The 19927-nt window shown below is 41.1% G+C and carries 17 protein-coding genes and 1 tRNA gene; 9 read left to right on the forward strand and 9 right to left on the reverse strand.

The features are described 5' to 3' along the window. Positions 1-166 precede the first annotated feature (166 nt). Positions 167-685, forward strand: a complete 519-nt coding sequence (locus M2135_RS10950; RefSeq protein WP_280748548.1) for an HD domain-containing protein — start codon at positions 167-169, stop codon at positions 683-685. Here M2135_RS10950 and M2135_RS10955 read toward each other — a convergent pair. Continuing rightward, positions 668-1954, reverse strand: a complete 1287-nt coding sequence (locus M2135_RS10955; protein WP_280748549.1) for an alginate export family protein — start codon at positions 1952-1954, stop codon at positions 668-670. The genes M2135_RS10950 and M2135_RS10955 overlap by 18 nt on opposite strands. Positions 1955-2143: 189 nt before the next feature. Here M2135_RS10955 and M2135_RS10960 point away from each other — a divergent pair, with 189 nt between their 5' ends. Then, entirely contained in the window at positions 2144-2836 is a 693-nt protein-coding gene (locus M2135_RS10960; protein ID WP_280748550.1) for a Crp/Fnr family transcriptional regulator, read from the forward strand. A gap of 17 nt (positions 2837-2853) precedes the next feature. Next, complete coding sequence (locus M2135_RS10965) at positions 2854-3399, forward strand: GNAT family N-acetyltransferase (protein ID WP_280748551.1); 546 nt, start codon at positions 2854-2856, stop codon at positions 3397-3399. Between the two features lie 3 nt (positions 3400-3402). Here the strand turns inward: M2135_RS10965 and M2135_RS10970 are convergent, their stop codons facing one another. Together M2135_RS10970 and M2135_RS10975 are read right to left on the reverse strand one after the other, a co-directional pair. Beyond that, complete coding sequence (locus M2135_RS10970) at positions 3403-5640, reverse strand: hypothetical protein (RefSeq protein ID WP_280748552.1); 2238 nt, start codon at positions 5638-5640, stop codon at positions 3403-3405. Between the two features lie 181 nt (positions 5641-5821). Further along, positions 5822-5948 (reverse strand) — tRNA-OTHER (locus tag M2135_RS10975). Between the two features lie 120 nt (positions 5949-6068). Here M2135_RS10975 and M2135_RS10980 point away from each other — a divergent pair. Beyond that, a complete protein-coding gene (locus tag M2135_RS10980; protein WP_280748553.1) occupies positions 6069-7124 on the forward strand; it encodes a WYL domain-containing protein in 1056 nt (351 codons plus the stop codon). Here the strand turns inward: M2135_RS10980 and M2135_RS10985 are convergent. From M2135_RS10985 to M2135_RS10995, 3 genes are all read right to left on the reverse strand, one after another. Beyond that, positions 7066-7635 (reverse strand): RNA polymerase sigma factor, encoded by a 570-nt coding sequence (locus tag M2135_RS10985; protein WP_280748554.1) that lies wholly within the window; start codon positions 7633-7635, stop codon positions 7066-7068. The two genes, M2135_RS10980 and M2135_RS10985, sit on opposite strands and share 59 nt — an antisense overlap. Beyond that, positions 7628-8005, reverse strand: coding sequence for a hypothetical protein (locus tag M2135_RS10990; RefSeq protein ID WP_280748555.1), 378 nt, complete (start codon positions 8003-8005; stop codon positions 7628-7630). Before M2135_RS10990 ends, M2135_RS10985 begins: the two co-directional genes overlap by 8 nt. 111 nt (positions 8006-8116) lie before the next feature. Beyond that, positions 8117-8419 carry a hypothetical protein gene (locus tag M2135_RS10995; protein WP_280748556.1) on the reverse strand — a complete coding sequence of 101 codons (303 nt, stop codon included), beginning with the start codon at positions 8417-8419 and terminating at the stop codon, positions 8117-8119. Positions 8420-9307: 888 nt separating this feature from the next. Here M2135_RS10995 and M2135_RS11000 point away from each other — a divergent pair. From M2135_RS11000 to M2135_RS11010, 3 genes are all read left to right on the forward strand, one after another. Continuing rightward, positions 9308-10276, forward strand: a complete 969-nt coding sequence (locus M2135_RS11000) for a helix-turn-helix domain-containing protein (protein WP_280748557.1) — start codon at positions 9308-9310, stop codon at positions 10274-10276. A 56-nt stretch (positions 10277-10332) separates the two neighbouring features. Beyond that, complete coding sequence (locus tag M2135_RS11005) at positions 10333-13158, forward strand: pitrilysin family protein (RefSeq protein ID WP_280748558.1); 2826 nt, start codon at positions 10333-10335, stop codon at positions 13156-13158. A gap of 120 nt (positions 13159-13278) precedes the next feature. Further along, positions 13279-13815 carry an FHA domain-containing protein gene (locus tag M2135_RS11010; RefSeq protein WP_280748559.1) on the forward strand — a complete coding sequence of 179 codons (537 nt, stop codon included), beginning with the start codon at positions 13279-13281 and terminating at the stop codon, positions 13813-13815. Between the two features lie 2 nt (positions 13816-13817). Here M2135_RS11010 and M2135_RS11015 read toward each other — a convergent pair whose 3' ends face one another. Continuing rightward, the gene (locus M2135_RS11015) at positions 13818-14414 is read right to left on the reverse strand and encodes a hypothetical protein (protein ID WP_280748560.1); all 597 of its coding nucleotides are present in this window, start codon (positions 14412-14414) and stop codon (positions 13818-13820) included. A 122-nt stretch (positions 14415-14536) separates the two neighbouring features. Between M2135_RS11015 and M2135_RS11020 the strand changes: the two genes are divergently transcribed. Continuing rightward, positions 14537-16258 carry a tetratricopeptide repeat protein gene (locus M2135_RS11020; RefSeq protein ID WP_280748561.1) on the forward strand — a complete coding sequence of 574 codons (1722 nt, stop codon included), beginning with the start codon at positions 14537-14539 and terminating at the stop codon, positions 16256-16258. Between the two features lie 30 nt (positions 16259-16288). Here the strand turns inward: M2135_RS11020 and M2135_RS11025 are convergent, their stop codons facing one another. After that, positions 16289-17917 (reverse strand): ABC-F family ATP-binding cassette domain-containing protein, encoded by a 1629-nt coding sequence (locus M2135_RS11025; protein WP_280748562.1) that lies wholly within the window; start codon positions 17915-17917, stop codon positions 16289-16291. A 533-nt stretch (positions 17918-18450) separates the two neighbouring features. Here M2135_RS11025 and M2135_RS11030 point away from each other — a divergent pair. Continuing rightward, on the forward strand, positions 18451-18879 hold the full coding sequence (locus M2135_RS11030) for a hypothetical protein (RefSeq protein WP_280748563.1): 429 nt from the start codon (positions 18451-18453) through the stop codon (positions 18877-18879). A 6-nt stretch (positions 18880-18885) separates the two neighbouring features. Here the strand turns inward: M2135_RS11030 and thiL are convergent, their stop codons facing one another. Beyond that, positions 18886-19923 (reverse strand): thiamine-phosphate kinase, encoded by a 1038-nt coding sequence (thiL, locus tag M2135_RS11035; protein ID WP_280748564.1) that lies wholly within the window; start codon positions 19921-19923, stop codon positions 18886-18888. Positions 19924-19927 lie beyond the last annotated feature (4 nt).

Genomic DNA, 19927 nt, shown 5'->3' on the forward strand with positions numbered 1-19927 from the left:
TGAAAGTTTCGCTGTACATACGATGTTTCTTTTTTGACATAAATTATTTGTTATTTATGTGGCAAAAAAGTGTCAACCTTTTTCAGTGTAAGACAATTTTCGGATAAATATCGTGGTTTTTGCTGATTAATATGTTATTTAGTGAGCGAATTTTAAAGGAATAAATATGAAGTGGAATACAAAAGATCGCCTGGCATTGGAAGTTGTCGGTTATTATGCCCGACAAGAATTTGCTGATAAGCATATTATCCATACACAGGCTGTAGCCAACTATACCCGATTGATAGCAGTAGGAGAGGGGATGGATGAAAACCAGTCTGCTTTACAGGAGATCGCTGCTTGGTTTCATGATATCGGCTGTCCGGAATCGTATAAGAAATTCGGGAATACCTTACCCGTGAATCAACAACGAGAGGGTTATATCCTTACTCAGGAATGGTTGAAAGATGAAGCGGATTTAAGCTCGAAAGAAAAAGAATGGCTGGCCGATGTCGTTGCAACTCATCATCAGTTTAAATCGGCGAATGAGTTGGGTTTTCTGCCGTTGTTTGAGGCCGATCTTATTGTGAATCTATTGGATGGATACTATTCTGAAGGACAGGAGCAACATCTCTATGATAAACTGATGCAGACCAAAACCGGGAAAGAATTATTTGAGAAGATTTTTTCACCACTTCACAAATAGAACCTGCGGGTTGATATTTAAAGATAACCATCCCCAATCCTGCCAGCTTTTGTGATTGCCGCCTTTGACTATATCCATCGATTCGGTTCCGGCCATTACCGAATAACCGGCAGAGAGACGTACATCTTTCATGATAGTCCAATCGACCTGTAAATCAAACTCCGAACCGAGTCCTTTGGATATCTTTTCATTGTCGGCTGTCACATCAGAGGCGATCCTGAAATAGTGATAATTCAAGGATAGACCGACTGTGGAAGATGGTTTGTAGGATAGGCCAAGATAACTGTCCCATAATCCCGGGTTTAATCCGGCCGCAAAAGAGGATGCATAGAAATAATCCATACTGCCATAGAATTTGTGATGTGTGCCATATAAAGGGTTGAACGCTTTATAGGTTTCGCTCTTTGCATCGTTTCCGCTCACAATGTCGGATCCGATAGAAACAGTCCATTGTTTGTCTACGCTATATGCTCCGCGCACACTACCCATCCAGGCTGAAATATCTGATCCGCCGATGGTCTTTCCGGTTTGATAATAGAATGTACCATCGAATTTCCATGCGCCCGGAGAGTAGTTAAGGTGAGTCCCCATTGTTTGCATATAACGGTTTTTGGATTTTTGCGTTTCTATATTACCGCCTTCCATACCCAAATTCATAAAAAGGAGGGAGATGGAGAAAGGGGCGTTTTTTTCTGTATGTTGGTACCAGAGTGTTTGCATTGTTTTGTAAGGTTGTGCCCCCGCAGCATAATAGGTTCCGCCGTGGATCTTTTCGTCGTTCTGATTGAAGGCGAGTATCAGATGCAGTTTATTCTTCGGATTTTCATAGCCGAGTTTGAGTGCATCGTGGAAGCGACCGGCCACATTCCAATCGAGTCCTCCCAGAATACGTTCGTCGTCATAGACGAGACTTTGCCTTCCCAGCTGGGCAAAAAATCCATGATTGAAGTTGAGGCGCGCCCAGGCTTCGTTGAGGATGAAACGTCCGTTCTTGTCGATTTGAGGATCTTGCCCCCATACGCCCACATGTTGAGCGGAGAGTTTAAGCGTTAGTAAATTGCTGCGTTTATAGTTCAGGGAGAGACGTGCGCGGTTATTGATAAAAGAGGCTGCCGATTCACCTTCGTCTCTGGGCATCAAAGCTCCGTTTCTGTATTCAGCCCGTGGACGGATCTGAACGGCAAACGATGTTTCATGTTCCTGCGACTGTCCATAACAGAAGGGTATGGTAAAAAGGAATACACTGAGGGTAAAGATTATTTGTTTCATAAACGTATCGTATTGACTTAATTTTGTACAAAAATAAGCGGACTCCGAACGAAAAAGGTGTAATCAAAATTACATCCTTTATTCTTTTTTGCCGGAAGAAGAGCAGATTCGTTACCGTATAAGCGGCATGATTTATTGGAAAATCGTTTTAAATAGATACATTTGTGTTAGAAATATAAAACCGGAAGGATGGAAGCCATAACATGTACAAAGGAACACGAACAACGCCTTTTTCAAATTCCATTATTTAGTGATTTGCCTCAAAATGTTCAGCTCTCTTTGCTGGATAAGCTGGATTATGACCTTTACCAGATCGAAAAAAATGAAATCATTCTTCGGCAGAATACGCCGTGCAAACATTTATATATCCTGTTGGAAGGAAAACTCCGGGTGGATATTATAGATGCTTTAGGGAATGAGGTGTTGATCGAATATATCGTTGCTCCGAGAGCTTTTGCGACTCCTCATCTGTTTAAGACCGACGGTACTTTACCGGCCACATTTACGGTGATGGAAGAGGGGCTTTTCTTTAAGGCTACCAAAGAATCTGTCTTTGCTCTGATCAGTGAACATCCGGATATTTTGAAAAACTTTTTATGTATTACAGGCAACTGTACTAAATGTACGGTGGTTCGTCTTCGTGCTCTTTCGCATAAAAATGTGCGAAACCGTTTTGTCGTCTATTTATTTGAGCAAAAGAAAGCAGACAACAATACGGTTCAAATCGAACACAACCAGGTTCAGTTGGCCGACTATTTATGTGTGACCCGCCCTGCCTTATCGAAAGAGATCAATAAACTGGCGAAAGAAGGATTGATCAGTATAAAAGGCAAACAGGTGGAACTGCTTGATGTAGCGGCATTAAAGCGATTTATTTTATAAGAGATAAGAAGGGGTTTATGTCAACAATACTTTCACCAAACGACTTTTATCGGATAGTAGACACAGAAGACCAATTTTATCCGGCTTTCCTTGATGTCTATTCCTGTTCATTCCCTTTACATGAACAGCGCAATGCACAACAGCAAAAGGCGGCTTTTGAAGATTACAGATACCATCTGATAGTATTGATTGATGGTCAGACCCTCTGTTCATTTATTGCTTACTGGGATTTTGATGACTATGTGTATATAGAGCATCTGGCTGTCAATCCGCTTTTACGCGGACAAAACAGAGGCAGCCAGATGCTCTCACTTTTTGCACAGGCGGTTGATAAGACAATTGTTCTGGAGATCGATCCTATTATTGATGAGGTCTCGGAGAAGCGTTTTCATTTTTATGAAAAACTCGGATATGTGCGAAACCCTTATATCCATGATCATCCGGCATATAATCCACAATTTAAACCGCATCGGTTGATTATACTGAGTTATCCCTGCCTGCTGGAGAAGCCTACGTATGAGCGGTTTAAAAGTGATCTGACATCTATTGTGATGAAAGTTTGACTGTTAATCAAATAATAGTTTTGTTACAGCTGCTGTGTCTATCGCCCATTCCATGGAATACACTTCATCCGCTTCCGGAGTTTCAACCAACTCAATATGCTGAGCTTTAGCCTTCATGGAGAGTAATTCTCCGATTGTTGTTTTACTTTTTAGGCGTGCCAGTAGGGCTTCTACTTTTTGGAAAGATAAGTTATTGACGAGTTGTCCATCAAAAGGTATTTCCATCCAAATAATCTCGCGTGCCTGTACATCAAGAATACCAAAAAGTAAACCTTTTGTCAAATTTTGTGATACACGAACCTGGTGTTGTACACAAGACGGATCGTAAGCCACCCCGGTTTCATCAGAAATACGCATCGGATTCGCCGAATTCATCCAGCCCACTACAAGGTTAGGCGACAAGGCTCCCCTGCTATATGCATTGCATGTAAACAATACGTATTTGGCTTTTTCAACAGCCAGTTCATTCAGGTCGAGTTCAATATATTCGGCTGTACCGATCATGTCCGGAATCCGCTGGATATCTCCGCTATGTTTTGCACCGGGTGCTACCAAATGATAGAAGGAGCAATAGCTGACATAATCTTTCATGATTATTTGTGCACTGAGATCCATATCCAGATGTTGTGCCGGAAGTCCTTTTCCCCATTGCATAAACAGACGAACGCTGTTTCCTTCTACAGGAAATTTTGTCCCCATGAGTGCACAGGAGGTGTCCTGAATTGTTTCACTTCTGTCGCCAATGGCCAATGGGATATTGAACAGCATCGGGTCGATATACATTGTTTGTGATTCCGTCGGAATGTCAGTAAAGCGCTTGAATACAGCAGTAAGGCATAATTCTTTAATTTTACGGATCATTTCCTCCAGTTGTTCATCTGTATGAAGATTGATCAACCGGTTGGGCTTGATTGTTATGGGAGTTTCTCCCAATGGTCTGACAATACGTATCTGGTGACGCTTGAAATAATGTTGTGCATGCATATTTAAAGTAAAGACCAGCCGTGCCGGGACTTTATCAATAACTTCCTTGAATGCATTTAATGTGTCGTCGGCGCCAAACCATAACATATTCGCGAATAATGAACGCGCAAATAATCCGGGACGTTGTTTAAGTAACGCAAAAGTTGTTTCCATATCCATTTTAAGACGGGCAGTCTCCATTTCTCCCTTTACAACGGGATATGTTTCATTGTAGAAGACATCCATTAAGTTTTGAAGGCGTTCAAATCCGGGCTTTTTAGCATATTCAGCCAGACGTAAAGCACGGATGATACGTACCCACATACCGCGTTTGGGATGCATAATTTCACAAGCCTTTTCGGGTTCCATATCCAGCTTGTTAAGCCAGGTGGCGGCAATACGGCACTCTGCACGTGTATATTTCAATTTTAGCTCTGTCTTCATTTTCTGCCGGGCTTCCTTTTTCCGGTTTAATGCCACCCATACATGGGTGTGGTTGCGTGCGAATCGATTTATGATGGTTTTAGGTTCAATGAGTTGCATATAATCGGTTTGGGTATACCAGAGGTAACGCAGTATATCATTCGGATTGTTAAAGTAAACCTGTGCTTTTTCGATTTCATTTTTTTCAACCAGTGAATCAATGATGAGGACAGTTGTTTCTTTCATGCTCACATTGACTTCAGGAAGAGGAAGTTCTCTTAACAGAATTTTCAAACTGTCTACCTGTGTGGCATCAAGGGCTGTACGTGATTCAAGAAGGTTCACAAAATAGTTGTTTAACTCTTTTTCTGTCCACAACTCCAACACGTTTAATTTGCTGCCTTGTCCGAAGTTTTCGATTTTACCGAATTCAAACGGTTTTCCACAAAATGGACAGCCATTATACCGTTCAAGTGGGAATGTTTCTTCCGGAATAAGGTGACCACAGGCCAACCGGGTGCCTTTGTGTGTATATATCGCATTGGCGAATAGAGTAACGATATGATCTAATAAAGATTCACCAGTCGGTACATCCCACTCCTTCACCAGTGGAGCCCAATTGAGGTTTATTCCCTTGACTTCTCCCAATAATTCAAATAGATCACATTTATCCATCGGATTCATATGATTGATTGCAGTCAATAGATTTTCGGAAACGGTATATCCTAATCTGCGTAGGTTGCCGACTAATGATAATGTTGTAGCATTGATCTCTTCTCTCTCTGCAATTATTTGTTCTTTGGAGATAAATACTGCTTGTTGACGAAGTGATACTCTTAATAGATCTGTATTCATAATGTGTATGTTTATTTGGAGTTAAAGGAGTCAAAGAAGTTTTTATTATTTAGCCTTTAATCATTGGATAAAGGTAACTATACAAAACCTCTTTGACATCCCCATAAATAGGGTAATCAAGAAGCTGCATCGTCGTAGTTTGTAGTTTTTGAAGTAAGCCTCTTTTGACCCGTATTATAGGTGGAGCAGGTTGGACTCGAACCAACAACTTCCGGCATGAATGCGTTTGTAGTAAGCCTAAGTTGACCTTGTTCAGATAATTCTGAAGCTAACTTGACCCGGTACTCTGCCACTTGAGTTACTGCCCCTAATTGTTTTAATCGTTTCAAATATCGATGATGCAAAGATAAATGGGTCGATGCGCAATGTTTTTGCGTAGTGAAAAATATTTTTTGTATTTTTGAAAAAAACTTCAAAAACAGTTGATTATGCCTGCTAATCGGAATGCGTTGGTGCGCTATAAAACGATTGATACCTGTTTGCGTAACCGCTACAGACAGTGGACATTGGACGATTTGATCGACGCCTGTTCGGATGCCTTATATGAATTTGAGGGGATCGATAAAGGAATCAGTCGCCGGACCGTTCAAATGGATATCCAGTTGATGCGTAGTGAGAAATTAGGATATAACGCACCCATTATCGTCTATGACAATAAGTATTATACGTATGAAGATCCGGATTACAGCATCACCAACACGCCTTTATCGGAACAAGATCTGAAAGTCATGTCGGAAGCGGTAGAAGTCTTGCGACAGTTTAAAGGGTTTTCATCTTTTTCAGGAATGGGAGAGATCGTAAACCGGCTGGAAGATCATGTTGTTTCGGCACGTCAGCAAACCGTTCCTGTCATCGACTTTGAAAAGAATGAAAGCTTGAAAGGGTTGAATTACCTGGATATAATCTATCATGCCGTGGTCAATAAACAGGCATTATATATTCAGTACCGGTCGTTTCATGCCCAATCGGCATCGGATTATGTTTTTTACCCTTATCTGTTGAAGGAGTACCGCAACCGTTGGTTTGTTTTCGGCACGCGGAAAGATTTACCTTTGTTGACCAATCTGGCATTGGATCGTATCCAGGCTTTGGAAGTAGCCTCGAAAGAGGTGTACAAAGCGAATACTTTATTTGACCCGTCGACTTTTTTTGAGGATACGGTGGGGGTATCAAAGAGTCTTGAACAGAAAGCAGAAAAGGTGCGTTTTTGGGTCGACCCCTCCGATGCTCCTTATGTGACGACCAAACCGATTCATAAGAGTCAGCAATTGATTGAAACGCGGGAAGACAGATCAAAGATCTTCGAAATAGAGGTGGTGGTCAATCGGGAACTGCATCGTGAGTTCTTTGGGTATGCCGATCACCTGAAAGTATTGAGTCCGGATCATTTGAGAAACTATATGCAGGAACGATTGGATGCAGCCACTATCTTATATAAAGAATCTCATGATACAATCCTTCCAACCGCTTGCGAAGATGTTTGACCGCATAATGTTTGCGCGATAGCAACGTGTTTACCGGGACTCCTGTCGTTTGGGCGATTTCTTTGGCCTGAAGGCCGTCTAATTCCATCAGTTCGAACGCTTCGCGCTGTTCGGGAGGCAGTTCGGATAAGGCTATTTCGAGTTCTTGCCAGACCAATGAACGCAGATATTCGGTTTCGGGAGTCGGATTATCCTCATTGAATAAGACTTCGGAAAACTCTTTGAATATACCATCCTCTTCATCGTCTCCGGAAACCGGAAATGCATCTTCCGTTCTCTTTTTGCCTTTATTGATGATTGTATTCCGTGTTACGCGATAGAGCCATGCAGTCACCTGTTCTATCGGGCTGGCTGTATTTTCAATGGCTTTGACCAATTGATAAAATACATCCTGCAAAATATCTTCGGCATCTTCCTTGTTGGAAACTCGTTTGCGAATGAATGACTTTAACTGCGACTGATGGTCTGTTATAATCTTTTTGACGTTCTTATTGTCGGTTTGTTCACTCATTCTCATTCTTCTGTTCTTCCTGTTCATCCATGTCGAAATGTCTTTTGTCGAATGGATGTCCAAAGCCAAATTTTCTTCTTTTTTCAATGAATGCTCTGCGTTGTTCCGGGCTCATCTTCATCCATCCTTCATGGATGGGGTTTCTGTGATTATGCATCATACCGCTCATCATCATTTTGCTTTTGCCCCGCCCAAAACCGCCAAACAAAATGCGTGCAAGAATCAACAGACCGGCGGCTTGCCAGAAATTAATGGTGATTAATCCAAATAATGCAGGCATTAACCAATTCCATAATAGCATCGTGATAAGACTGAATACTGCAACTATTAAAAGAAAGCCAACGGGTATTAAGAATCTGAATTTTTTCATCTGAATGATTGTTTATGTTTTGAATATCAGTAGTTAATAGCGGATGAGTTTTGTTTATACCGTTCTTTTTTAGCCGGTTGCATTTGTGCGTTGCAACCGGCTTGAGTGATTTTAGTGTCCGAAACCAAAACATCCATGCATGTTATGCATCCGGCTCTTGAACGCTTTTTTTCTTTCTTCTACGAATGTTTGTTTTTCTTCGTTCGACATCTTCATCCATGCTTCACAACGGGCATCGATCGCTTCAACAGATAAATGATCCTCATGGTGGTTAAAACCGGCCATACGTTTGTTCATCAACTCCAATTTTTCACTGTCGCTCATCTGATCCCACTCTTCCTTGAACTTTTTTCTGGCCTCTTTATCGAAAGGGTTTCTACCTAAAAATCCCATTCCAAACTCTCTTGTCATCATACGTTTAAAATTTGACTGTTTTTACTTCTAATTATTTTAATGAAGCGCGCTCTACTTATACAGACAATTGAAGGAAGAATATATTTTAAGCGACAATGAAAAAAACGACTCTTTCTGAATCACTCATCATACATATCGATGCAAATGTGTGTGATTTTTCTGAAAATCCGACCCTTTGACTATTCTTTTATTGTACAACGACTAACTGTTTTCTTCCGGATCGCTCACTTTTTCTTTTGGACAATTAATCGTCTAACAGTTGGTAGACGATAGTGCACCAGTTGGTAGACGAAAGTGATCCAATTGGTAGACGGAAGTGAACCAACTGTTAGACGATTAAATAATGCAGAAAAAAAATAGACGTTATGCGGAGAAAATAAGTAGACGAACATATACGTCTATTTTAGCGATAAAGGGGAGGGGTTGTATATAAATAGTTCTTTTGTGAAAGCGGTAGGGGTATGTTTTAAAGCAGGTGTTATAGTTAAATAATATTAACACAAGTGATTTTTCCGCCTCTTTATGCTGTAAAACATAAAATTGTCGTATATTTGCATTGTGTTTTTCATGGTATTAGATTTAAGGTTAACAATGGAGATTGGTTGTCGGGATGACAACCTTTTCTTTTTTAATACCTATTCTACCGCATTTTCCAAAAGTTCTGTTTTTTCCACCCGACATTCAGTACATCTCTATTCCTTTTTCTTTTTGTAACAAGATTATCTATTCACATTCATTCTTACCGATTGGTCGTGATTAAAGATAACAAGACAAACACTTTCAAATGCAAAAATAATCTGTTATATTTGTAGCTAAGGGCAGAATAATCGATAGACACGAATACCTGATCCAACGATTTATTTGAAGCATACAAATATCCTTACCGCTATGAATAAAGAGCAATTACAAGAGCGATTTTTGAGCCAGGTCAAAGAGAAAATACCTAGCCGCCCTGCTCTAACCAAGCTATTGGAAGAGTTATTATGCATAGAGAAAGAAGCTGTTTATCGTCGATTACGCGGAGAGGTCGCTTTTACTTTTTCGGAAATATCTCTTATGGCACATCATTTTGGTATTTCTGTAGATAATATCATCTCTTCCACCTTGTCGTCTAAAAGCAAACCGTTTCAGTTAAAGTTACTCGATTTCTATGAGCCGAGTGAAACCGATTATACTATGATGGAGGAGTATCTCTCTATCCTGAAGAGTGGCCGTGATGATCCTCATTCGGTGGTGGTCGAATGTACAAATACACTTCCTGTCACACTTTTTTCGGAATATGAGTATCTGAATCGATTGCATCTGTTCAAAAGCCTCTATCAATCCGGAAAGACAAATGAGGTAAAGAATTTTAAAGAATCAGCCTATCCGGAACGTGTGAGGCGACTTCGGCGACAGGAGGTGGTTGAATATAAGTTGGTGAAGGATACCTATTATATTTTTGATCCGTTCATCTTTCAATACCTGGTCAATGATATTCTTTATTATAAAAGCATCAACTTGGTGACGGAGGAAGACACGAAGCAGCTGAAAGAGGAGTTGTTGCGATTATTGGATGGGTTGAAACAGATCACAATAGAGGGTTGTTTTAAAGAGACGAAGAATCGTGTACAGATCTATGTGGCGAATGTCAATTTTGATTTAAGCATCTGGTATGTGGATATCAATAATTATCATATCAGTATGATCAGGGCTTTTGTCTTATATAACTTTGTTTCATTGGATGAAGAGTCGTTTGATATTGTAAAAAAAAGAGTTGGGGCATTGCTGCGCGGTTCAACGATGATCTCTGTGAGTGGAGAAAAAGCGCGGGTTAATTTTTTTGACAAACAATATGAACTGATAAATTCATTGTGACGAATCACATTTAAAAAATATATTGATACATTTGCCCCGTATTAATAATTACATTTATGAGAATATCAATCTTACCCTTTAAAGCTTTGTTTTTCCTTTGTCTGTTTTTTCTGATGGGATGTCAGTCAAACGAGAAACCGAAAAATTTCTCCCTACCTTTTGAAAAGTATACCTTAACGAATGGTTTGGAAGTGGTTTTACATCAGGATCACTCGGATCCGATAGTGGCAGTAGCCATTCAATATCATGTCGGCTCAAACCGGGAGAAACCCGGCAAGACCGGATTTGCCCATTTCTTCGAACATATGTTGTTCCAACGTTCCGAACATCTGGAACGCAATGCATTTATCGCTAAGATCAATGACCTGGGAGGAAGTTTTAACGGTGGTACATGGAAAGACGGGACGATTTATTATGAGGAGGTTCCGAATGACGCCCTGGAGAAAATATTATGGATGGAATCCGACCGTATGGGCTATTTTATCAATACGATTACCCAGCAAGGGTTGGAACGTGAGATTGATGTGGTCATCAATGAAAAGCGGCAAGGCGTAGACAACCGCCCTTACGGACATACGGATGGTGTTATTTACAAAGCCTTATACCCTTCCGGTCATCCGTATAGCTGGACAGTTATCGGAGAGATAGCCGATCTGCAAAGTTCGACAGTCGAGGATGTCAAAGAGTTCTATCACCATTATTATGCACCGAACAACGCGACGGTGGTTATTGCCGGAGATTTCAAGACCGAAGAGGCTAAAGCGTGGGTGGAGAAGTATTTTGGAGAGATAGAGTCGCGCAATGAAGTGGAGAAACCAGAGGTGCAGATCGCCCGTTTGGAGAACGATGTCCGACTCTACCACGAGGATAAATTTGCCAATATGCCGGAACTGACCATTGTTTATCCTGCTCCGCAAATGTATCATAAAGATGCATACGCGCTGGATGTGTTGGTCAATCTATTGACTCAGGGGAAAAAAGCACCCTTGTATAAAGAAGTTGTTGAAAAGGCAAAACTGGCGCCTTCCGTCAGTATGTATAATAGTTCAATGGAGATCGCGGGAGAACTGACGTTGACCGTCCGTGCTTTTCCTGATAAGACGTTGGATGAGGTCTATGATGCCTTGCAAAAGGGGATGGTCGAATTTGAACGAACAGGGGTAGATCCTCTGGATCTTCAGCGGATAAAGAATATGAATGAGACCTCTTTTTATAATGGGATCAGTTCGGTGATGGGTAAAGCTTTTCAAATAGCTTCGGCCAATGTGTTTGGGGGATCTCCTGAAATGATGGAATATGAAGTGGAAATGATGAATGGGGTAACGGCTGAAGATGTGATGCGGGTGTATCAGACCTATATCAAAGGGAAACCGGCTGTTATGACCAGTTTTGTTCCGGCCGGAAAACTGAATCAGGTATTAACGGGATCTGTAGTTGCAGCGGTTACGGAAGAGAAATTAGATAATCAGTCCTTGAAATCGGAGGCTGGTGCTATTCAGGATGATGATTATGAACTGTCGGCCTCTCAATTTGACCGGAGTATCGAACCTCCATTGGGAACATTGTCGCCTATGCCACAGCCGAAGATATGGAATGGTGTTCTGTCAAACGGAATAAAAACTTATGGCATTGAGCAGAATGAATTGCCGTTGGTTTATTTCAATCTGGTTATTCCGGCAGGATCAATCAGTGATATGGACGGAAAAGAGGGAGTGGCCAATTTGACTGCACAGTTATTGCGGGAAGGTACTGCCGATAAAACTCCGGAGGAGTTGGAAGATGCGATCAAGAATCTTGGTGCATCGTTGAATATACAAGCCCGACAAATGCATACGCGTATTTCAGGGAACTGCCTTTCTAAAAACGTACCGGCACTGGCCGCATTAATCGAAGAGATGTTGCTGCATCCGAGGTGGGATGAGAAAGAATTTGAACGTTTGAAGCAGCAGAACATCACCCGGTTGGAAGAACAGAAAGTGCAGCCGAATGTGATCGCTCAGAAAGTTTTTACCAAACTTGTATTGGGGGATAACGCTTGGTCTGCTTCGACATTAGGTACTATTGAATCTGTGAAGCAGATCACGATAGAGGATGTCCAGAGGTTTTATGCAGATTACTATGCTCCGGCTCGAAGCAATCTGTTGATAACCGGTAACTATTCGCAAGCAGAGACTGAAAAAGCATTTACTTCATTGAGCACAAACTGGAAAGAAGGTGATCATAAAGCGGTCGTACTTCCAACGCTATCTGATGCTGTTAAAGGAGGTAATCTCTATTTTGTCGATTATCCGGAAGCGAAGCAGTCGGTGATTCTCATAGGTAAGCGGGCTATGACGCGGACATCTCCTGATTATTATCCCGGAGTTGTTGCCAATTACAAATTGGGTGACGGGTCGGGATCGGATCTGTTCCGGGTATTACGCCTTGAACGAGGCTACACCTATGGCGCTTATTCGTTTTTCGAAGGGCAAAAGGATTTTGGTCTGTTTATCGCCTCCTCCAGTGTACAAACCTCTGTAACAAAAGAGGCTGTAGAGGTGTTCCGGGAAATGTTGACCGGTTATGGCTCCAATTATACGCAAGAAGATCTGGAAACTACCCGAAATGCCATGATGCGCCAGCAAGCGGGTAATTATGAGACAATCAATTCTTTACTTCTTATTTTAAATGATATAGTGATCACCGGATTGCCGATGGATTACCTCAAACAAGAGGAGCATACATTGAAAAATATCACTTTGGAAGAAATCAAAGCAGTTATCGCAAAAGAGATCAATCTGAATGATATGGTCGTCGTTGTGGTAGGGGATGCGAAAAGTCAACTCCCTCGCTTGAAAGATATAGGATTGGGAACGCCTATCTTGGTCGAAGCGGAAAAATAGAATAGACTATACAAGGATTAAAAATCGTAGGGGCAGATGACCATGCTTCTACGATTTTTTGTTTATAGCCGGTTAAAAGGCTATCTTTGTCGTGTTATTCAGAAAACACGGATGTATTTTATGAAAAGAGTATTCTGTCCGAAATGTGATAATCAGTTGACGTTTGATGAAACGAAATATGCGGATGGACAGGTGTTGGCATTTGTCTGTCCACAATGTACTGCACAGTTCAAAATAAAAATAGGACGTAAGGTCGTGCGGACTGCAACAGGTGAAGAAAAGGAAGTCAAAGAACCGGACTTTAGCTATGGGTGGATTACTGTGATCGAAAATACGTTTGCCTTTAAACAGGAGCTTCCTCTTGTCTTAGGTGAAAATGTGATCGGACGTCGGAATAAGGATACCGACGGAGTGGATATACCGATTATCACCAGTGATCCCAGCATGGGGAGAAAACATTGTATAATCCATACGAAACAAGATAGTGAAGGTCAGTTGTACTATTCCTTAAGGGATAATTCAAGTATGACCGGCACATTTTTAGGGAATACGTTGCTTGGAAAGAAAGAACAAGTGACAATCGACGAAGGGGCGGTTGTCACCATTGGTGCCACCACATTTGTATTACATACTCCCCAAGGGGAAGAAACGGAGTAAATTTAGAGTTCCTGGAGCAATGCTTCCGCTTTTGTCTGATAGGAATATTGTGGGCTTGATTTCAATTCATTCAATAACCTGACAGCGTTTTTCTTATCCCTGGTTTTTAGATAACTCAATGCCAGCTTCCAACGCAATTCATCGTAATACGGAAAATCGCTGATAGAGGCTTGTAATAAATAGTTGAAGTTTTCGATTACTTTTTGAAAGCTATTCATCTCTTGAAGGTTGAGGGTGTAAAAGAAAAAGATTTCCGGTTGTTCTTTCATCTGCTCTTCATCAAGAACCTTTAAGAAACCTTCATGAGCCAGTGAGTAAAACTCATCGTCATAAGCCGAAAGCGAATGAAGTAACGTTTTTCGCTGTAAAAGCGTCAGTGAGTCTCGTTTAGCATGGAATGAATAGGGTTCATAGGTGGAAGTGTTCATATAATTATTCGGAAAATGCTCATACCATGTTTCGTAAAGCGCATCATACTCTTTACCGGATGAACAGGCGGTAGACAAACACAATAAGGGAAATAACGCTAAAACAAGGAGGTATACAGCATTTTGTGCAGTTGAATAAAAAAACCAATTCTTTCTTTCTTTTGTCTTCATCACATGATCTTTCATTAATTGTCACAGCAAACTTACATAAAATAATCCCACAGATCAATATCTCCTGTATATTTCGGATAAATCATTACTTTTGCGTCTGGATCAACTAACAGAAAATGAAGATGAAAAAATATTATTTACTCCTTTTCCTTTGCAGCCAGATTCTTTTTGTTGCAGCGCAGAATAAGGCACCCCGGTGGATGGATAAACAACGCAAAGCAGTGATTTCGATCACCACTTATGGAGCTGATGAAAAACTGTTACATACGGGGAGTGGTTGCTTTGTGACGGAAACAGGAGAAGCCATTTCTGCTTATTCCCTTTTTAAAGGTGCATCGAAGGCGGTGGTGACCGATACGGATGGTAATCAATATCAGGTGTCAACGATTATAGGGGCAGATGAATTATATGATGTGATACGCTTTAAAGTGTCGATACCCAAAAAAGTTCCTTTTCTGAAAGTCGCATCAGAACCAGTAGCTGAAGGAGCAACTGTTTATCTGGTAGCTTATACAACAGGGAAAACAATGATGTTTAAAGAAGGGACGATCACCGAAGTCAGTAAATTGAAAGAACCTTTTAGTTATTATAAAACATCGGTCGGATTAGAGACGGATCAATTACATACACCTTTTCTGACAGCTAACGGAGAGGTACTCGGATTGGCTCAGGAAGATGCGGCAGGGAATACGGATGTTTCATATATTGTTTCAGCCGGTTATATCAATAGTTTATATATCTCATCGACAGATGCGTTTAATTCGGCTTACAATGCGATCAACATACGAAAAGCATGGCCTTCCGATCCCGATCAGGCACAAGTCTCTTTGTTTCTGTTGGCAAACTCACAGGATGCACCGACTTATCTGGCAACATTAAATGATTTTATTGCCACATTCCCGGATCAGGCAGACGGTTATGTAAGCCGGGCGAATCATTATGCTTATAACCGGGAAGAGTTGGCATCCGACCCTTCACAGGCAAACCATTATCTGACGATGGCTCTGGAAGATTTGAACACAGCGGCTAAGTATGATAAGAATAAAGGGAATATGCTTTTTAATAAAGCCAAACTGATTTATGGGGTATCGGTCAATGATACCACACTGACAGATCCGGAGTGGACTATAGACAAGGCGTTACAAACAGTACAACAAGCAATCGGTGAACAGGATCTGCCCGTATACAGACAATTGGAAGGAGATATCTATTTTTACCAGGGTCGATTTGTAGATGCATATAAGACCTATATGATTGTCAATAACAGCGATATAGCCTCTTCTTCCAGTTTTTATTCGGCAGCAAAAGCGTTGGAGAATATTCCCGGTGTGCAAATTTCTGATATCATCGCTTTATTTGATAAAGCGATTGAAATGAGTGGTGTGTCTGCTGAAACATTTGTTTATTTACAGGAACGGATTGAATATAAAATGCAACTTATGCTCTATGATGAAGCAATAAAGGATTATGATCTGTTCTATTCGCTATTGAATGGTCGTGTGAATGATGAATTTTATTATAATCGCAAGCAGGCTAAGTTCCGTTCAGGAGATATGGATGGAGCATTAGCGGATATTCAAACGGCTATACGTTTAGTTTCAGATAATCCCAATTACTATGCAGAGGAAGCCTCGATTTATATCCGTCAGGAAGATTATACCAAAGCCTTGGAGAGTGTTGAAAAAGCGCTTGCTCTTTCTCCCGATTTTGCCTCCTGTTACCGTTTGAAAGGCGTCTGTCTGGTACGTCAGAATCAGAAAGATAAGGCTTGTGAAGCTTTTGCCAAGGCTAAAGAGTTAGGCGATCCGGTAGTGGACCGCCTGATTAGAGAGCATTGCCAATAAATTTCAATAGCAATAACGAGGAATATCCTCTTAGAAGATAAGCGTCCGTATCTCTGCATACCCATCTTTAGAGAGTTCAATCTCTTTTTCGATGTTGATTTCGTTGAGGAAATAACGGTCGTGGGAAACGACCAAAAGCGTTCCTTCGTATGTCCGTATGACGGAGGTGATGATTTCAACGCTTTGGATATCCAGATTATTTGTCGGTTCGTCCAGTATAAAAAGATCAGGCGTCTGGTTATTGATCATCAGGCAACAAAAGACCAACCGCATTTTCTCGCCTCCGCTTAGTTGACTGCATTTTTTGTCCCAGGCATCGTGTGGGAAAAGGTATCTGTTCAATAACATTTTAACCTCATATTCCGGAAAATGGCGTGAATTAAACTGCTGCGCCTGCTCATAGACGGTCAGGCGGTTGTCTATTAACGAGTAATCCTGATCAAGATAGAGATATAAAAAGTCAGCCTTTTCGATTCGACCTTCAGTAGGCGATAGTTGGCCGGTGATCAGTTTGATCAGCGTTGTTTTTCCGGTTCCGTTATCACCACGTATCACCAAACGGTCGCCGCTTTTTATCTGCAGATCCAGCGGTTTCCCCCATAACGGTTGATCCTGGTAGCCAAAATTGATCTGCTCCGCTTGGACCAATATTTTACCTGTATGCAGGTTGGAAGACTGAAGATTCATCTTCATAAAACTAAGGTCGGGCAGGGAAGAACGAAGCTGTGAAAGATCTTCTGTCAATTGGGTTGTTTTGTTTTCGTGGATCTCCTTTAGTTTTGTTCCGCTTTTTTCCGCTTGGTCCTGAATCGTATTCATCGCCATTTTGCCGATTCCCTTTTTCTCATTCAGTTTTTTACCTCTCATTTCATGTTTTTGTTTGCGTTCCATGACTTCACGAGCCTGTCGGCGTGCATTCCGCAACTCTTTCTCTTTTGCTTCGATCGATCTTTGCAGCGCATCCAACTGCTGTTCTTTCTGCTCTTTATAAAACGAGTAATTACCTCCGTAAACATGTATGGCTGATGGTGTCAATTCGTATGTGAGCGGTAAGAGATTTAATAAGGTAATATCATGACTTATAATCAAAAAAGTAGTATTACTCGATTCGATCAACCGGTATAACTTTTCCCTGCTTTTCAGATCCAGGTGATTGGTTGGTTCATCCATTAAAACAAAGGTCGGTTCATCTATCTGTAGACCAGCTAGGAATATTTTTGTTTTCTCTCCTCCGCTCAAGGTATGCATCGGTTGCCTGAGATCAATATGCTCTAAGCCCCAGAAAGCAAGGGCAGAAAGGCTGCGTTCTTCAATACTCCAGTCCTCATTCAGACGGTTGAAGTTTTCAACCGACGCATCTCCTTCGATAATGGCATGAAACGCATGGAGTTTCTCCGCTATACCTAATGCTTGCGCAACGGTATATTGATCATACTGTCCGAAATGCTGGGGGATATAATAAGGGGTTTCCGAACAGTAGATTTCCCCTTCAGTAGGTGTTACAGTTCCCCGGATAAGTTGGAAGAGTGTTGATTTTCCGGAACCGTTATGTCCGACTAATGCAATTTTCTGTCCTTTATTAACCGTCAAACTGATCTGTTGGAATAAGACTTCGTTGTCGGGATGTATATACGTGATTTTCTGTATAATTATACTCATTGTACGCTCTGAAATTAAAATAAAATAATGCAATCAATGAATGATTGAACCCATACTTTACAAATAAATAACTAAAGGAATAAAACAGTGCGTTTTCCACAGGAATGGAAAACTTTTTGACTTAGGAATAAGAACCTGTTTTCAGAGAATTACATTGGAGTAATTTTACGTTTATGCGTGCAAATATACAATTATTTTTATAAACCGCCTATTTCTATCGATTTTCGAATTGCTCCCTTCTCTTTTTCATCAGGATGCGTTACTCTTTTTATCATGTTGCTTGGACTGTTTTTTACGAAAGCATTAATCGTCTACCAATTGGTAGACGATAGTGACACAGTTGGTAGACGATAGTGCACCAATTGGTAGACGAAAAGGAACCAACTGGTAGACGATTAGTTGATCCGTTTAAAATGAACGGATGATCTGCAAGCTTGGGAGAGTAGAATAGGTACTTTTTCTTAACAGATTATTTCTCTATATTTGCAATTACTATCTCTTAGCGTATAGGAGGTGGAGTAAATAAAAAACAGATGAAAAACACAATGAACCGCGTAACTCTTTTCAGTTGTCTATTCATTTTATGTTTGTCTGGCTGTGGACAAAAAACGGTGAAAGAGAAAGTCAATACAACCCTTTATGATAAACCGCTGTCAGAAATAAAATCGCATATTGCGGGTAAGTGGCAACTTGTTCATAGCAAAAACGGGCGGGAATTTTCGAATTACGAGAACACGTTCATCACCTTTAAAGGCGATGACTATATCTGGACAGAAAATAAAGAGAAAGAATCCGGCCTGCTGAATTGGCGAAAAGCGCCGACCGGTAATGGATATGACGCCTACGTTATGGATGCGTTTTATGCCGAATATCCGGCTTATCCCCTGGCCTTAAAAGGCGATACCCTTTATATTCAGGATATCACCGAGACCAGATATAAATATACTCTTATACGTAAGTGAATCGTTTTAGGATTGGCTGCCCAACGAATTCCAGCCTTGAGCGATCAGTTCGATCTCTCCGCCATCCCGGCCTTCGAGGTAACTACCTAATTCAGCTTTGGTGACATGACCGATGACTTTTACACTTTTCATTTCCGAAATTTTATCATGATCCGTAAGCGGCACAGTAAAGAGTAACTCATAGTCTTCTCCGCCATTCAACGCTGCAGTGACCAGATTCATATTGAATTGTTCTGCCATAACTGCTGTTTGGTAGTCGATAGGAATACGTTCTTCGTATATCCGGCATCCGACGTTGCTTTGTTTGGATATATGTAATAGTTCGGAAGAAAGACCATCGGAGATATCGATCATCGAAGTGGGCACAATGTTTTCTTTTTCCAATATCTCGATAATATCTTTACGTGCTTCAGGTTTTAATTGGCGTTCCAGTAAGTACTCTTTGCCGGTAAAGTCGGGATTGAAATCTTTTTCGCCATTGAAAACGCGTTTTTCGCGTTCAAGCAGTTGCAAACCCATATACGCAGCACCCAGATCACCCGAAACACAGATCAGATCATTCTCTTTGGCTCCGTTGCGGTAGACGATTTTCTCTTTTTCTCCTTCACCCATACAGGTGATGCTGATCGTAAATCCGGTGAGTGACGAAGAGGTATCTCCGCCGACAATATCCACTCCATAGATCTCACAGGCCAGATGAAGTCCTTCATAAAAAGCCTCTAAATCTTCAATAGAAAAACGTTTGGAGATGCCTAAGGATACGGTGATCTGCTTCGGACGCCCGTTCATCGCATAAATATCAGAGAAATTGACAACAGCGGCTTTATATCCCAGATGTTTGAGCGGGACGTACATCAGATCGAAATGTACACCTTCCAGTAGGAGGTCTGTCGTCACCAATACTTTTTTTTCTTTATAGTCGAGGACTGCAGCGTCGTCACCTACTCCTTTTAATGAACTTTGATTTTTTAACTCTATTTTTTCGGTAAGGTGGCGGATCAATCCAAATTCTCCTAAAGTTGAAATTTCGGTATGTTTACTCATTTGT

The sequence above is a fragment of the Parabacteroides sp. PF5-9 genome, from assembly GCF_029893105.1.
In the GTDB taxonomy this organism is placed as follows: domain Bacteria; phylum Bacteroidota; class Bacteroidia; order Bacteroidales; family Tannerellaceae; genus JARXWG01.

Excerpts from the sequence above, each read along its gene's own strand:
- M2135_RS10995 (WP_280748556.1), bottom strand. The coding sequence starts at position 8,419 with ATGATGACAAGAGAGTTTGGAATGGGATTTTTAGGTAGAAACCCTTTC.
- M2135_RS10960 (WP_280748550.1), top strand. The coding sequence starts at position 2,144 with ATGGAAGCCATAACATGTACAAAGGAACACGAACAACGCCTTTTTCAA.
- M2135_RS10965 (WP_280748551.1), top strand. The coding sequence starts at position 2,854 with ATGTCAACAATACTTTCACCAAACGACTTTTATCGGATAGTAGACACA.
- M2135_RS10950 (WP_280748548.1), top strand. The coding sequence starts at position 167 with ATGAAGTGGAATACAAAAGATCGCCTGGCATTGGAAGTTGTCGGTTAT.
- M2135_RS11020 (WP_280748561.1), top strand. The coding sequence starts at position 14,537 with ATGAAAAAATATTATTTACTCCTTTTCCTTTGCAGCCAGATTCTTTTT.
- M2135_RS11030 (WP_280748563.1), top strand. The coding sequence starts at position 18,451 with ATGAAAAACACAATGAACCGCGTAACTCTTTTCAGTTGTCTATTCATT.
- M2135_RS10980 (WP_280748553.1), top strand. The coding sequence starts at position 6,069 with ATGCCTGCTAATCGGAATGCGTTGGTGCGCTATAAAACGATTGATACC.
- M2135_RS10970 (WP_280748552.1), bottom strand. The coding sequence starts at position 5,640 with ATGAATACAGATCTATTAAGAGTATCACTTCGTCAACAAGCAGTATTT.
- M2135_RS10990 (WP_280748555.1), bottom strand. The coding sequence starts at position 8,005 with ATGAAAAAATTCAGATTCTTAATACCCGTTGGCTTTCTTTTAATAGTT.
- thiL (WP_280748564.1), bottom strand. The coding sequence starts at position 19,923 with ATGAGTAAACATACCGAAATTTCAACTTTAGGAGAATTTGGATTGATC.
- M2135_RS11015 (WP_280748560.1), bottom strand. The coding sequence starts at position 14,414 with ATGAAGACAAAAGAAAGAAAGAATTGGTTTTTTTATTCAACTGCACAA.
- M2135_RS11000 (WP_280748557.1), top strand. The coding sequence starts at position 9,308 with ATGAATAAAGAGCAATTACAAGAGCGATTTTTGAGCCAGGTCAAAGAG.
- M2135_RS10985 (WP_280748554.1), bottom strand. The coding sequence starts at position 7,635 with ATGAGTGAACAAACCGACAATAAGAACGTCAAAAAGATTATAACAGAC.
- M2135_RS10955 (WP_280748549.1), bottom strand. The coding sequence starts at position 1,954 with ATGAAACAAATAATCTTTACCCTCAGTGTATTCCTTTTTACCATACCC.
- M2135_RS11010 (WP_280748559.1), top strand. The coding sequence starts at position 13,279 with ATGAAAAGAGTATTCTGTCCGAAATGTGATAATCAGTTGACGTTTGAT.
- M2135_RS11005 (WP_280748558.1), top strand. The coding sequence starts at position 10,333 with ATGAGAATATCAATCTTACCCTTTAAAGCTTTGTTTTTCCTTTGTCTG.
- M2135_RS11025 (WP_280748562.1), bottom strand. The coding sequence starts at position 17,917 with ATGAGTATAATTATACAGAAAATCACGTATATACATCCCGACAACGAA.